This is a genomic window from Wolbachia endosymbiont of Cylisticus convexus (genome assembly GCF_003344345.1).
Map to the genome: position 1 here is coordinate 1 of NZ_QPIP01000047.1, position 13,800 is coordinate 13,800.

At 33.3% G+C, this 13,800-nt stretch carries 12 protein-coding genes and 1 pseudogene; 2 read left to right on the forward strand and 11 right to left on the reverse strand.

What is annotated here, in order from left to right:
* Positions 1-106: 106 nt before the first annotated feature.
* Positions 107-1,054, forward strand: coding sequence for an IS110 family RNA-guided transposase (locus Wcon_RS05765; RefSeq protein ID WP_063630491.1), 948 nt, complete (start codon positions 107-109; stop codon positions 1,052-1,054).
* A gap of 342 nt (positions 1,055-1,396) precedes the next feature.
* Here the strand turns inward: Wcon_RS05765 and Wcon_RS12020 are convergent, their stop codons facing one another.
* From Wcon_RS12020 to rimM, 10 genes are all read right to left on the reverse strand, one after another.
* Positions 1,397-2,707 carry a hypothetical protein gene (locus tag Wcon_RS12020; protein ID WP_237350068.1) on the reverse strand — a complete coding sequence of 437 codons (1,311 nt, stop codon included), beginning with the start codon at positions 2,705-2,707 and terminating at the stop codon, positions 1,397-1,399.
* A 160-nt stretch (positions 2,708-2,867) separates the two neighbouring features.
* Positions 2,868-3,374 (reverse strand): hypothetical protein, encoded by a 507-nt coding sequence (locus tag Wcon_RS05775; RefSeq protein ID WP_114517552.1) that lies wholly within the window; start codon positions 3,372-3,374, stop codon positions 2,868-2,870.
* A 672-nt stretch (positions 3,375-4,046) separates the two neighbouring features.
* Positions 4,047-5,753 carry an ABC transporter ATP-binding protein gene (locus tag Wcon_RS05785; protein ID WP_114517554.1) on the reverse strand — a complete coding sequence of 569 codons (1,707 nt, stop codon included), beginning with the start codon at positions 5,751-5,753 and terminating at the stop codon, positions 4,047-4,049.
* Positions 5,754-6,363: 610 nt separating this feature from the next.
* Positions 6,364-6,699 (reverse strand): hypothetical protein, encoded by a 336-nt coding sequence (locus Wcon_RS05795; RefSeq protein ID WP_147269160.1) that lies wholly within the window; start codon positions 6,697-6,699, stop codon positions 6,364-6,366.
* Between the two features lie 260 nt (positions 6,700-6,959).
* Positions 6,960-7,139, reverse strand: a complete 180-nt coding sequence (locus tag Wcon_RS12025) for a hypothetical protein (RefSeq protein WP_237350069.1) — start codon at positions 7,137-7,139, stop codon at positions 6,960-6,962.
* Positions 7,140-7,292: 153 nt separating this feature from the next.
* Positions 7,293-7,418: a hypothetical protein gene (locus Wcon_RS12515; protein WP_255565514.1), complete on the reverse strand. Its 126-nt coding sequence runs from the start codon at positions 7,416-7,418 to the stop codon at positions 7,293-7,295.
* Positions 7,419-7,506: 88 nt separating this feature from the next.
* Complete coding sequence (locus Wcon_RS05805) at positions 7,507-7,689, reverse strand: hypothetical protein (protein WP_237350070.1); 183 nt, start codon at positions 7,687-7,689, stop codon at positions 7,507-7,509.
* 303 nt (positions 7,690-7,992) lie between these two features.
* Entirely contained in the window at positions 7,993-8,676 is a 684-nt protein-coding gene (locus Wcon_RS05810) for an inositol monophosphatase family protein (protein WP_114517556.1), read from the reverse strand.
* Positions 8,677-9,243, reverse strand: coding sequence for an elongation factor P (gene efp, locus Wcon_RS05815; protein WP_114517557.1), 567 nt, complete (start codon positions 9,241-9,243; stop codon positions 8,677-8,679).
* A gap of 62 nt (positions 9,244-9,305) precedes the next feature.
* Positions 9,306-9,803, reverse strand: a complete 498-nt coding sequence (gene rimM, locus Wcon_RS05820; RefSeq protein ID WP_114517558.1) for a ribosome maturation factor RimM — start codon at positions 9,801-9,803, stop codon at positions 9,306-9,308.
* Between the two features lie 119 nt (positions 9,804-9,922).
* On the opposite strand from rimM, the gene Wcon_RS05825 reads away from it, so the two are divergent.
* The gene (locus Wcon_RS05825; protein WP_237350071.1) at positions 9,923-12,790 is read left to right on the forward strand and encodes a DEAD/DEAH box helicase; all 2,868 of its coding nucleotides are present in this window, start codon (positions 9,923-9,925) and stop codon (positions 12,788-12,790) included.
* Here Wcon_RS05825 and Wcon_RS13370 read toward each other — a convergent pair.
* Positions 12,760-13,713, reverse strand: a pseudogene (locus Wcon_RS13370) (IS110 family transposase). The gene Wcon_RS05825 and the pseudogene Wcon_RS13370 overlap by 31 nt on opposite strands.
* Positions 13,714-13,800: the final 87 nt, after the last annotated feature.

Genomic DNA, 13,800 nt, shown 5'->3' on the forward strand with positions numbered 1-13,800 from the left:
ATCAAGGTACACTAGCCCTATCTCTCGATACGTTTGAATAGTTGTGTGGGACATACATATGCACCCGTTTACAATCTTAAATTAACTAAAACTAATCGAGGTTATTATGATTACATCTTATCAAAATTTTATTGGCATTGATATCGGAAAATTTAAAAATGTTGCTGCAGTTCACAACCAAAAGAACACTATCAAGTTTGATAATAATGCTGCTGGTTGGCAACAATTGTTTCAAAATTTTTCAAATATTCTACCTAATTCTTTTGTAACTTTGGAAAATACAGGAAAATATGAGCTTGGCTTAGCACACTTTCTGGTTGATAAGAATGTTGCTGTACATCGAGCTAATACTCGCAAAGTAAAAAGCTTTACCTTATCTCATGGAATTTTAGCAAAGTCTGATCAATCAGATGCAAGAGCCCTTGCTCAATATGGATTTGAGCGTTATAGTACTCTATCTCTATTTGTGCCTATGTCAAAAGAACAAACAGCCTTAGCTGCACTTTGTCAACGTCGTGATGACCTTACACAAATAAGAGCTCAAGAGAAATGTAGACTGAAAGCACCTGAAAACGACTATATAAAAGAAAGTTGCCAAAAAACTATTGACTTTTTTAACAGTCAAATAGATGAGCTCAATGATGCCATACAAAAAATTATCGATGAGAATCCAGAGTTAAAAAAGCGCCAAAAAATCATAAGAACAGTACCAGGAATAGGTAAAAAGTTATCACAAGATTTTGTATGCTTGATGCCAGAACTTGGCTACTTAAGCAGGCAAGAAGTTGCTAGTCTTGCTGGAGTTGCCCCGCATCCAAAAGAAAGTGGTAAAGCTATTGGTTATCGCAGAATAAGTGGTGGCAGAAGGAACGTTCGTGAAAAGCTTTTTACATCTGCGATGGCTGCTTCAAGGACTAAATCTGCACTTGGTGCTTTTTATTCTGCTCTCATTGGTAGAGGTAAAAAGAAGATGGTAGTCATAACAGCTCTAATGCGCAAAATTATAGTGATTGCTAATGCAAGGCTTAAAGAAGCAATTAACGCAAATTTTTAAAATCTGCATAAGAAAATAGGTTAATGAATATGCGCGCCACACAAATTTAAAGCACATATTCATTAATCATAAGATCTAAGCAGTGGTAGTTGTTTGATATAAATTTCTTTCTGTAATGAACTAGGGTTTTTATTGCCAAAAATACGTTTTTCAATTGAATAAGAATACAAAACTATAAATAAGAGTTGTAATAAGACTAAATTCAAAAAATTTTAAAAAACATAGTTGATGGCTATTGGTTTTTCATATGGTTATGCAAAAGCCTAATCTTGCAGTCTTTTCTTTAATGGCACACGTATCAAAATCGTATAAGCTTATACCATTCCCTGTTCAAAATGATAATTATATAAAAAACACTGGCACTACCTCCGAAGAATCCCAAATTACTTCTTTGCACAATTCACAATCTCTGCTACCTTCTGTACAATCAGTTATTCTTTCCTTCTGATCAAAAAATGCTCTGCATTCATCAAAAGTTTTATTACTTATTGTTCCATCTTTTCTTACAAGTTTATCTGTTTTCTTGTCAGCAATCATCAGTGATTGACTTTGAGAGAGCACCACCACTGGCTTACCTCTGTCAATACTGTCAGGGTAGTAATATGCTTTTGTGTTAACTAAATAACTATTGTCAGAAAACATGCTATTCTTACAAGATGCATACCAATCAGGCCAATAATCTTTGTTACCAACTTGGCGTATATTATAAGATTCTTTGCAAGTACTATTCGAAGGAATAGTAACGCACCATGAATTCATAGTTCCTCTCCAAGTGATAAAAGGGTATTCCATGCCATTCTTATTGCAGTCAGTTGCCGTTATACCAAATTGTTTTACATAATAATCATTAGTTTTAATCTTGTCAATAATGTCTACACTTAAGTCAGGGTATAATTTATTTATTGTCTCTCTTATATAAAGCTTACCATCGTTACTTACGTCAATATAGTTACCATCTTTTTTGCTGTTTTCACATCCTTTTTGGTTACACCCATCATCATCAATTATTTCTTTAGTTCTCTCTTCAAGGTTACACGTTTTTAATATGTCACAATTTAACTTTACCCTTAATTCTTTGTCTATTTTTTCTTCTACTTCCTTTATCAATTCACCCTTAGTCTTATCATCAATCTCAAACTTAAGATCTTCCTCTAGTTCATTTTTAATCTTTTCTTTCAGTTCATTCTTAGTCTTATCATCAATCTCAAACTTAAGATCTTTCTCTAGTTCACTCTTAATATTTTTCTTCAATTCATTCTTAGTCTTATCATCAATCTCACATTTAAGATCTTTCTCTAGTTCACTCTTAATATTTTTCTTCAACTCATTCTTAGTCTTATCATCAATTTCACATTTAAGATCTTTCTCTAGTTCACTCTTAATATTTTTCTTCAACTCATTCTTAGTCTTATCATCAATTTCACATTTAAGATCTTTCTTCAGTTCATTCTTAATATTTTTCTTCAACTCATTCTTAGTCTTATCATCAATTTCACATTTAAGATCTTTCTTCAATTCATTCTTAACATTTTCCTTTATTTTACCTTCTATCTCCTTCTGTATTACATTCTTATCACATCCACCGGTCTTATCCTTATTGTTTCCTTTACCTTCATCATCTTCTTCCTTGGAAACATTGATTATCAGCGGCATATTATTAGTATCACATATTCCAAGTGGTCGGTGATGTATATAGCTTTTACCCTGTTGACATGGATAAAAAGGTTATTTTTTGACATAGTTACCTCCATTGGTAAGTCATGATTATTAAAAATTAATTATAAGTAGAGGTGCCCCCACCTCTGTAGTGTTCCTAAATAACTTCAAAAGTGCCTTCTGGTACTGACATTTCTTCAGAAAAAAATGCTGTTACTTTACGTGAATCTGATATAGAAGAATTTATTGCATCCACACAAGCTTTACATGAAGCATCGTTATCACATCCTCCTGTGATTTTATTGTTTGGGCCAATTTCAAGATCGTTTTTAGTTCCTTCTATAATTTTTTGACATTCTTTAAAATTTTTACCAGTAGATTCCTTAGTAGTGGCATCAAGAATATCGCCAGTAATTGGGTTGATTGTTATTGCAAGCTTTGAAAAGTCAATTGGTTCTTTAGGTTTAGGCTGTGAACAAGGTGGTATACGTATGTTAATGGTGGTAGGGTTGCATGGTTCAAAGCAAGGATGGTGGTTCCATAGTTTGGGAGTGCAAGTTGTATGTGTAGGAATACACGGATGCACATGTGCACAATTTCGTGGTTCAGAGGTGTAAGCCGTGTATGGAGAAGCGGATGATTGTGAAAAAAGATTGTAGTTCATAATAATTTCCTTAGTAATTAAAAATTATTATAATTATAGTATATAATAGTTAAAAAAATAATAATTTAAAGATTAAAATTAGCATACACAAACTTACAGTACATTTTAAAATACGACTTTAATGTAGCAGGTATTAGAGTTGGAAGTTTTACTATGGCAGAATAATGATAAGATTCCAAGAAGGAGCTGTCAGTAGTCAAATTAGTTGTCTTGCTGAAATAAATTGTGATAGAACTGCTATAGCCACTGCGAATAACAATTGCTTATCCTCTCAAGCAAAGTGTGAAGCACATGGGAACCCATGTGCTCTTGGAAGCGCGTATAGCTAGACACGCGTTTATGAGTTGTTTAAAAAACGATCCTCTAACAAAAAAACCCAAATCCATTACAAGGATTGTGGCATGTATCATAGTCATTATGACACGTATCAAAATGGTTATTACATGGATTAACAGCACAAGGTGCACAAGCTTGTGCACAGTACAATGCTGGTAAAGTTGGTCCTGGCAAGTTAGAAGCTGTACATGGTAGTTTTGGTAAATTACTGTAATGAGAAAACATAATAATCCTTAAAAAATACTATGAGATTATTATAAGTTAAAATGATTAAAAAATTAATAACTTTAATTACAAATCCAGCATATCAACTAACGATATGATGTAAATTTTCTTTCAATTCCACTGTATCTTCGCCAGTTTTGCATATAGCCCCTCTTTACTCATTAGAAAATCATGAGTTCCGACTTCTTCTACTTTTCCATGATTAATTACTATAATCTTGTCAGTTTTAAGTGCGGTTGATAGTCTGTGTGTAATTACGATCGTTGTTCTGTTTTGCATTAACTTGCTCAATGCTTTTTGCACGAGGTTCTCACTTTCATAATCAAGTGCGGAGGTTGCTTCATCCAGTATTAAAACCTGAGGGTTTTTGAGTATGGCTCTTGCTATTACAATACGTTGTTTTTGTCCTTCAGAAAGTTTTAACCCTCTTTTTCCTACAAATGTATCAAATTTATCAGGCAGCTTATCAATAAATTCCATCGCATAAGCACCGATAGCTGCTTGCCTTACTTCCTCATATTCAGCACCTGGTTTGCCGTATAGTATATTTTCCATTATCGAGCAAGAAAATATAACGTGATCTTGTGGCACTAAACCAAACAATGAACGGAGATTTTTCAGTTCAATTGATTTGATGTCATGTCCATCGATAGTAATGCTACCTCTGCTTGGATCGTGAAAACGGAGCAGAAGCTTTAAAATGGTACTTTTACCACTGCCAGATGGTCCAACAATTGATACTGCTTGACCTGCCTCTATAGAAAATGATACGTTATCTAATGCTGGCTTATCAGCATAAAAAAATGTTACGCCATTAAACGAAATTCCTTTTTGAACACTACAAATTTTTATAGGATCGTCGGGATCTGCTATAGAGCTTTTCATATTTTTAAATTCAAATAAACGCTCTACTATTCCAAGACCTCGTTGTAAATCACTGATATTATCGCTCAAATTATTTATAGCTCCTGCTGCGAGCGCTGAATAAAACACAAATGAGGAGAGTTTTCCAATAGTTATATTATTGCTTAAGACTTCTTTAATACCAAAAAAGAGCAAAACAACTAGTGAACCTATCACACACGTGATAACTAGAGTTACTAGAATAGCACGCAAGAGTACTAATTTTACGTATGATTTTGATACTGAGTTTAAATGCTCCTTAAAACGGGTTTTTTCATTTTCTTCGAGTACAAACGATTTGATAGTCACTATAGATCGAAAATTTTCCTCACTAAGTGATGCAAGCTCACTTAATTTATCCTGGGCAAAGCGTGCATAGCTACGCACTTTTTTTCCAAATGAGGTCATAATAATGAGTAGTATAGGTACTATTGCGGCTGCATACGCAGTTAGGTGCAGATTTGTATATAATAACATGGCAACACTGCCAATTAATATTACAAAATTTCGCAATATGGTGAGTAGGCTGCTGTTTATTATTGATTGCAGCACAGAGGTATCAGTAATGAGTGCTGAGATAACATCTTGTACGCCCGTATTCTCAAAGAAACTTGGTTGCAAGTCAGTGATACTGCTATATAAGTCATATCTGATTCTTGCGATAACTTTCTCGCTGCCAATGCCAATGAAATATAACCGAGTAAATGCAGTGAGAGAAATGGCTAAAACTATGAGTATTGCAACTAATAGTTTGGTAGTAAAATTGTGCTCTGCGCCAGAATCAATTATGCTGCTCAAACCCCTGCCAAAGAGGAGAATCATTAAAGCTGAAAATAAAACTGCAATAAAAGCTACGATGAAATAAGATAGATTAGGTTTTATGTAGTAAAATAACTCTCTAATATTAGATCGCATCTTATTTTAAAGTTTCTAAAGTTAAGTATATAGATTTTAGTTTCAGGAAAAAGGTACAGCATTAGTCTACAGTGTACTTCCTTAGAGCAACACGTTCAAGAAACTTTAGCTTGATTTCTACTGTAGGACAGCATTATGCCAAGTGCAATGCTCGAAGATAGAAGAGAAGAACCACCATAGCTGAAGAGTTATGCCGGTGGTTGGAAAAATGCTCAATGTTACCCCTATGTTTATTATGAATTGTGTAATAAAAAAACTACTGGCCAGACCAGAGTTTAATATTCATTGGGAACGTTCAAAGAAGCATAGGCGTCAAGTTAAGAGAATACGCCCAATATAGCAACCATTTAAGGTTTATTTGTTATATTTATTTTTTAAGAAATCTTGATCTAAAATAAGATAATTTTTTTTAAAGAGTCTATAAATTACTAATTTTATCGTTTAATGTCTAAAATAATTTTTACCGCTTCTCTTCTTTCTTATGCTACTTTTCCTTAACTTGACGCCTATGGTTTATTTTACACTCCCTAATTCTCCCTCCACTTTAGCCTTTTATATATAATGTTCTTCAGCTTTTCTTTCTCTAAAAAGTTGAGAAATTCCTCTGCTCTCATATTTGCTGAGATGTTCCTGCAACTGGTTCATGACTTACATTACTAAATGTAGAATCTGGTACTCGCATTTGCAGTTGTTTTACTATCTCTTCTACCTCTGTTTTTTCTTTTTCTACTTTCCTCTTTTCCTTCTCTGCTACATCCCTTGCTTGTACTACTCTCGTTACTATACCGAGCTTTAATCTATCAATATCCTGGTCACTACATTCTGGTACATTCTCTATTGATTCTTCTTCCTTCTCGCTTTCAATAAAACTTCTGCTTAGCTTCTCAAACTTATTTGCAAGTTCTGATAACCTTTCCAAGTCAGGCTCTTTTATTTCTCTCTTCAAGTCCCTATACTCTCTACATAGGTTCTTAAATTTTGTTATGTAATCTTCGTTTAAAACCAAAAAAGTATATTGGCACGCGGCTTTGTTGCATAGCTCCTTAATTTATTAAGAATGATAAAACTTTACATAACTATCTCAAATTTAGCAGTACCAATTTTAGTAAATTCATTTATTAAATAGCACTTGATTGACACACGATTTATTTCAGACTTATTTTTTAAACTCAATCCAAATGTTTTTTAAGTCTAAAGAAAAAGCTTTCAACGTAGGACCTCACACCATTTCTTCTTCCAATTTGCTATGCCATCTTTATAATTCTCACTCAACCTTATTATACTAATATTTTCATTTCTTTCTGACATGTAGACTTTTGCATCTTTTCTTGGCCGTATTATAGGCTTTATATTCTTTACATATTTTATACACATTCGTTGTATCATAAAATGCATCTGCGTAGGGGGATAAGATATTGTACTTATTCTCTATTTTTTTTAGCATGTTATATGCTAATGTACTATCACGTGAAATAGCATTAGTGTATTCCGTAGCTATTACTTCTTTATTTTTTATATTTAAAACAACATGTACCTGATCTAGTTGATTATTTCCTTAGCATACTTATAGTTATGTTGATCACTGTTATTGTAAATATTAACTGAAGTACTATCTATAGCAATTTCTATGTCATTCTTATCAACCCTATGGTCATTAATTTTCATATTTAGTCTTGTTAACCTCCTGGGAATAGCTAATAACTCTAAGCTATCTTTTCCAGATACCCTTTTATAAAACCGTCTTAAACCTATCCTAAATAGATATATGTATTAAAATTACTACTCTATCGCTATAGATATAGTTACCACCAGCTACTTTTGGGCTATTTTCGTACCAACTCTCCATGGCTTTATCAATAAAGTGAAAAATATTTCCTCTTTCTTCGAGAAATTTGTTATATTCACTTTGGTTACTGACTCTCATTTTGACTGGCATATTTTTCTTAATTGGTTGAATATCTGTTTTATAATGAATTCTGTCAGTAACTTACACTTTTTCTACCTAGCTATGCAACAAAGCCTACCCCCCCTAAAACACAATTACACATAGACCTATTTATTATAGAGATATTGCTGCACCTTGAACTTATCTGCTCTGCCTTCAGCTCTACCTATTAAATAAGTTTTTTTGTTATATTGTAAGTATGTCATCATGTCAACACTAGTATAATCACTTTTATGTGATTTTTATAACTGGATATCAGTGTCAAATGATACCGTTATTATTTCTGAATATATCTCAGTTTATATCTCCAGCAATGATGAGCCCGTTATCTTCCTTTAGCCTTCCACCACTTTCTTGCAGAAAAAGTCTACCGAGCAAAGTTTTGTATTTGTTAATTCCAGAGTAAATTATTCCATTGTATCTTCCGGCAGCAAGGTATGCGAAACCCAGAACTGTTGAGCCGAGGGAGCGTACATTATTATTGCCAGGCAATAATTTATTTAACAAATTACCATTTATGTCTATTATCCCCCCTTCACGGGCTTTTATTCGCATTCTTACATGGCGAGATTTAAAATCTTCAAGAAAAGCACCTTTCTTTTCTTCTGCCCAAAAAGTTTCTCTAAGGGCTGGGGCATCAATCACAGCTGCTACAACTCTGTTTTTATGAATGAGACAAACTGATACTGCAAAATAAACCATGCAGCTAAAAAAATTTTCCTTGCCCTCTATGGGCATAATAAACCAAGTATAACCTTCGTCTTTTGCATCTTGATCTTCACAAATAAACTCATAGTCTTGTTTGTAATTTTTCAAGCAATCGTATATAAGTTGCTTGGAATTTGAATAAGTTTTATTGATAAAGTCCGCTGACTTAACACTGGAAATTTGCAATTCATTAAAATCACGTATAAGCTGCTTGGAGGCACTGCGTACAGAATCAAGCATCACATTGATTCGTGGTGATGAAATGGCCATCTACTCTTTTACTCTTTCGTAATAGCTGTTATCAGGAGTATGTACTACAATTTTATCACCTTCTTTTATAAATTGAGGCACGTTAACGCGTATTTCGTTTTCCAAAATTGCAGGCTTATAAGAAGCAGTAACAGTCTGCCCTTTGATAACAGATTCTGTTTCTTTTACAGTTAATGTAACATAATCAGGCACATGCGCAGAAATTATTTTATCCTGATAAATTACTACTTTAATTTTTATATCATCTTGTAAATAAGCCTTTTTTTTCCCTAATAAATCTAAACTTATAATAATCTGCTCGTAATTACTTGGATGCATAAGATTTACAATATTTCCCTCAGTGAAAAGGTAAACATATTCCTCTTCATCTAAAATTGCCCTTCTGATTGTTGCATCAGAACGAAACCTTTCATAGTATTTTGCTCCAGTTTTGATATTTTTCATTTCAACTTGTATGTATGCACCACCTTTACCAGGTTGAGTATGCATAATACTCACAACCAAAAACAACCCACCATTATGTTCCAGAACCTGACCTGGTCTGATATCATTAGCCCTCTCTGCCATAATTACACCTTTAATTTAGTCTGACGATTATAAATAACTTTATACAAATATCAAAGTCTTTATTAATCAATAAATCCTGGCATATTAATTGCTATATACCTTTTCTTTATATTTATATGTGGAAATGTTTCTTTAGTGAAAGATAGCATGATGTTTTTTTTTGTGCTGATAACCAAAATTTCCAATATATCCCCTGAGCCGAAATTATGTACAGATTTTACATGGCCATATAATTCATTACTTTCCAGCCTTACTTCCATATCTACAAGGTCACTTTGATAAAGTTCATCCTCGTCATTTAATTGTGGTAGCTTGCCTCTTTCTATGTATAACTTTTTATTTCTTAAAAGCTCTGCTTCATTACGGGAACTTACACCGCTGATTATTGCTATTACTAAATTATCACTGATAACAGACACTGAGCTTATTTTGTAATTTTCACTACCACTTATTAGTTCACCATATAGGGAAATATCTTCGGGCTTTTCAGTAAAGGTTTTTATTTTGACAGCTCCTTTGATTCCGTGGGGGGAAGTAATTATTCCGAGGCATACTAACATATTAATATGATAATTAAAATCAGCTTTTTGTCTATAGATACTGACTAAGATGTCAGTAGCATTTACAATTTACTAAATTAACATACAATTAATATTGTTATAATTATAGTGGGTAACGTGTGAGTTCTATCAGTAATCAAGAAAAGCAAAGTATTATAAGTGGCTTACAAGGAATTAACTGCAAGCTACAAGGTGAATCTATAAAGTTTGATGACACAAAGGAATCCATAATAGTAGCACGTCGTAAGCCTGTTGTTGAAGGGATATTAGAACATCTAAGCAACCCTTCCTCTACTAACTGTAATGTTATGATCGATGCAGAAACTGGATTTGGCAAGACTTACGATATTGGAATGTGGAGTCATGTACTAGCCCAAGTAGGGTTTCATCATCTGGTTGCAGTACCAAACAGTGATCTAGTAAACCAAGCTAAAAAAATGATGAGTAGTGCATTTATTGTAAACATTAGAACACCTAAAACTGCTGAGGAAATTAAAAATGCATCGAAGGCAACTGAACCTACAACAATTATCGTGACGCATGACCTGCTCTTACATGATCAAAAATTTGAAGACCAAAATACCAAATTGTGGATTAGTGTTGATGAAGCAGACAGTATCAGCAAGCAGCAGGCTTTTGAGAACATGTGCAAGCTTAATGAGGAGTATCCTACAACTTATCTAACTGCAACACCAAAGAGAAGGATTTTAAATAGATGCGGAAAAGTTATCAGCCCTACAAGATTGAGTAGACGTTGTATTGCAAACACCATCGAAACAATGAGTGTTATTGCAAAAAACAATAGAAGAGCAAATTTCACTCTAGCATTTGTAGTGAATATTGCTGTTACTATAATACCTATGATTATATTATTTCCTGTTATAAAAAGTAATGTTGCTGCAATAATTGGTATAACTTCAAATTATTGGCTGTATTCTGCTTTGATTGAGCAGCTATACCATACAATTTCTCTATTTATATTTGGTATAGTAATGTTGCCAATTTGGTGGGTGCTAACTAAAGCAACTGGAATAGAATCAAGAGAACTGCTTTCTAGATTTCTTGCTAACCTGCGTAGCTTATTTACTAGAGAAAAATCCAGTCCAGTTCATGAATATGTTGAAGAGAGTGAAGAAGTTTTTAATTACAATAAACTTGTTGATAACGATGATTTATTAACTTCTGTAAGATGGAACGTGCAAAGCCCAATTGGAGAAAGTGCTCTGATTTTAGTTGATGATGTAAATAGCATAGTTAATCTTAGTTTTGCATTGCAGGGTAAGAATAATTTAGTATATGAAGGTGGTACACGTTATGAAGTATATAATAAATTCCAGCCTGAAGGGATGTCATATCAAGACTACAGGCTCAAGTTACGTGAAGTGAATTTTATAAACTGTGTTAAAAAGCAACATCCTAGTCTGACAGAAGCGCAGATATCTGAATTAAAAGAGAAAGTCGATTTTAGTGATATCGCTAAATATTTAAAATATAGAGTAATGCATTCAATGATCGATCTTACTCTCTCATATTTAATGAAGTGTGATAATATTACTTTAGATAAAAAAAGAAGAGAAGGTTTAGGCGGATTGATAGAAGATGTTAAAAAGAATATTAGCTCTACTAATGATAACAATATTATAAGCTACCTAAAGGAAAAAGGCTTTAGTGAACAATTTGCTAGAGGCAAGCTTTTACCGCAAATAAAGGTAGTAATTGAAGCATTGCGTAAAAGTGATAATGAGCAATGCAGGTTAATAATTGATAACTGGCACTTAAGCAAAGAGCTACATGGTTTCATGGAAAGAGAAGAAGGTGTACTGCATAGCCTCAGTAATTTCTGCAAGGAAAATAAATGCATCTTTGCAGGGATTGGGAGAAATGATCTTGATATTGAAGAGAACAGACCCTTTTCAGCAATAATGCGTAATCAAATAGGTGGATATCGAACTATCCATTGTGATTATGAAAAAAGGGATTTTGATGCGTTAGCTAAATGTGCGTTGACAACGATTGTAGATGGATCGAAAGGTCGTGGGTTTGATAGTGAATATAATCACGTTGCATCAATATTTGCAGATTCAATCAGTCAATTCAATAATCCATCTGAAGCCCTACAAAATCTTGGAAGAAATAGGGAACGTAATGCGAGCAGGCAAGCATGGTTTTTTGCTGCTGCAGGTGAAAAAGTTGAGCTATTTGTGGATAAGATCTTAGCAAATTTTAAAAACGAACCACGGAATTTTTGTCAGAAAATTTTGTTTCCAGCTACTGATAAATACAATAAGTTGCTAAAAAATAGAATGGGAGAAGAACTTGGAAGGAAAATAGAAATCTATATTAGTAAAAACATTGATGCATTAGGAAACATCGATGATCCAGCTCTAAAAAAGTTTTCAGATGATTTAATAAAGGGAGCATATGAAAAAGTTCATGATATCAATGATTTTGATGTCAAAAAGACAGAAGAAGACTTACGTAAGATTTTAAAGAGCACAAAGAAATACCTTTGTTCATATGAAGATAGAATTAGAAACAATGGTAAATTATCTTGCACACGCTCAGCTTTGTTTTCTGTGGGAAGTACTATAACAAAGGTAATGTATTATCTATGGGCAGGGTTTGACTATTTAGTCTTTTTGGCTAAAGCGTATAATATAGATAAATCTGAAGATGCCAGTGCAAGAGCGTATGTACATGTAATTAAAAACTATCACTGTGAAAGTAGTGTAAAAGCTCAAAATGTATTAGTCCATGCGTTAGAAATTGCCAAAGAACATGACATTAGTTTCATAGGAAACAATTTGTACGAAGGTAATGAAAATACATGTAAAGAAAAAATCATCTCATATTTTCAATCCAAGCAATATATACGTGCATTAGACAGAACAATTGCTCAAATTAAAAATGAACACTTGGTAACAATTTTGAAGATACTGTCTCTCACGTCAACTGATTATTTCACTAAATCACCATTAAATGGTTGATTATTTTTTAAAATACCAAAAACCACATGCATTAATTTTCTCATTAATGCGACAATTATTACCATTGGACATTTTCCTTTACTTGCTAAACGTTGGCAAAACTTTTGAAAGTGAGAATTATGATTCTTGACTACTATAGCTGGCATATAAAGAGTTTTGCGAATACGTTCCGACCCTATTTTACATATTCTACTTTTTTTACTGACAGATGAACCTGATTGGTAATATTCAGGATTTAGACCGGCAAAGGCTGTAAATTGTCTAGCATTATCAAAATTATCAACAGATGGCATTTCTGCAACGATAGCAACAGCAGTAAGATGTCCTATACCTTTTACAGTCTTGATGTTTTCTATCATATTTTTTAGGTGTGAATGGTTATTAACATGCTCACAAATCTCTTTTTCTATAGCAGAAATTTCTGTTTCTATTGTAGCAACTACTTCAAGTATGGCTTGCTTACAACGGGAATTCATATTTCAAGCGATTCATCTGTTGTAACTTGTCGTCTTTAAATGCTTGCAAACAACGATAGAGATCTCTTAAACGCTTGACTTCAGTAGGAGCAGGTTTCCAAAGATTAGGTTTATTAGCAATACAAAACCTAGCAATCATGGCAGCATCTGACTTATCTGTTTTGTTTCTGAGTAGCTCACTTTTGCCAAAAGCCTTGATTTGAGCAGGGTTTACCACACTTACATTATGTCCAAGGTCATACATAAAAATAACTATATCTTCACTGTAACAACCAGTCGCTTCTAGGCACAGATGAATAAGGACTGCTCCGTGATTATTACACCAAGCTTTTCAAAACCTTCCTTGTTATTGTGAAAAACTTTATGTCGTTCTTTGTTGTCTATCAATAAACAAGCATCAAGTTTCTTTTTAGAAATGTCTACACCTAAAATAGCATTGACTTGCATAAAATTTCCTCTAGGACTATAACGAATTGAGAGTTTAGACCAACCTTGTAATACGGGATATAATTCCAAAGATACTGTTCAGTCTTT

Excerpts from the sequence above, each read along its gene's own strand:
- Wcon_RS05805 (WP_237350070.1), bottom strand. The coding sequence starts at position 7,689 with ATGCCAGTCAAAATGAGAGTCAGTAACCAAAGTGAATATAACAAATTT.
- Wcon_RS05810 (WP_114517556.1), bottom strand. The coding sequence starts at position 8,676 with ATGGCCATTTCATCACCACGAATCAATGTGATGCTTGATTCTGTACGC.
- Wcon_RS12020 (WP_237350068.1), bottom strand. The coding sequence starts at position 2,707 with ATGCCGCTGATAATCAATGTTTCCAAGGAAGAAGATGATGAAGGTAAA.
- Wcon_RS05785 (WP_114517554.1), bottom strand. The coding sequence starts at position 5,753 with ATGCGATCTAATATTAGAGAGTTATTTTACTACATAAAACCTAATCTA.
- rimM (WP_114517558.1), bottom strand. The coding sequence starts at position 9,803 with ATGTTAGTATGCCTCGGAATAATTACTTCCCCCCACGGAATCAAAGGA.
- Wcon_RS05765 (WP_063630491.1), top strand. The coding sequence starts at position 107 with ATGATTACATCTTATCAAAATTTTATTGGCATTGATATCGGAAAATTT.
- Wcon_RS12515 (WP_255565514.1), bottom strand. The coding sequence starts at position 7,418 with ATGAAAATTAATGACCATAGGGTTGATAAGAATGACATAGAAATTGCT.
- Wcon_RS05775 (WP_114517552.1), bottom strand. The coding sequence starts at position 3,374 with ATGAACTACAATCTTTTTTCACAATCATCCGCTTCTCCATACACGGCT.
- efp (WP_114517557.1), bottom strand. The coding sequence starts at position 9,243 with ATGGCAGAGAGGGCTAATGATATCAGACCAGGTCAGGTTCTGGAACAT.
- Wcon_RS12025 (WP_237350069.1), bottom strand. The coding sequence starts at position 7,139 with ATGATACAACGAATGTGTATAAAATATGTAAAGAATATAAAGCCTATA.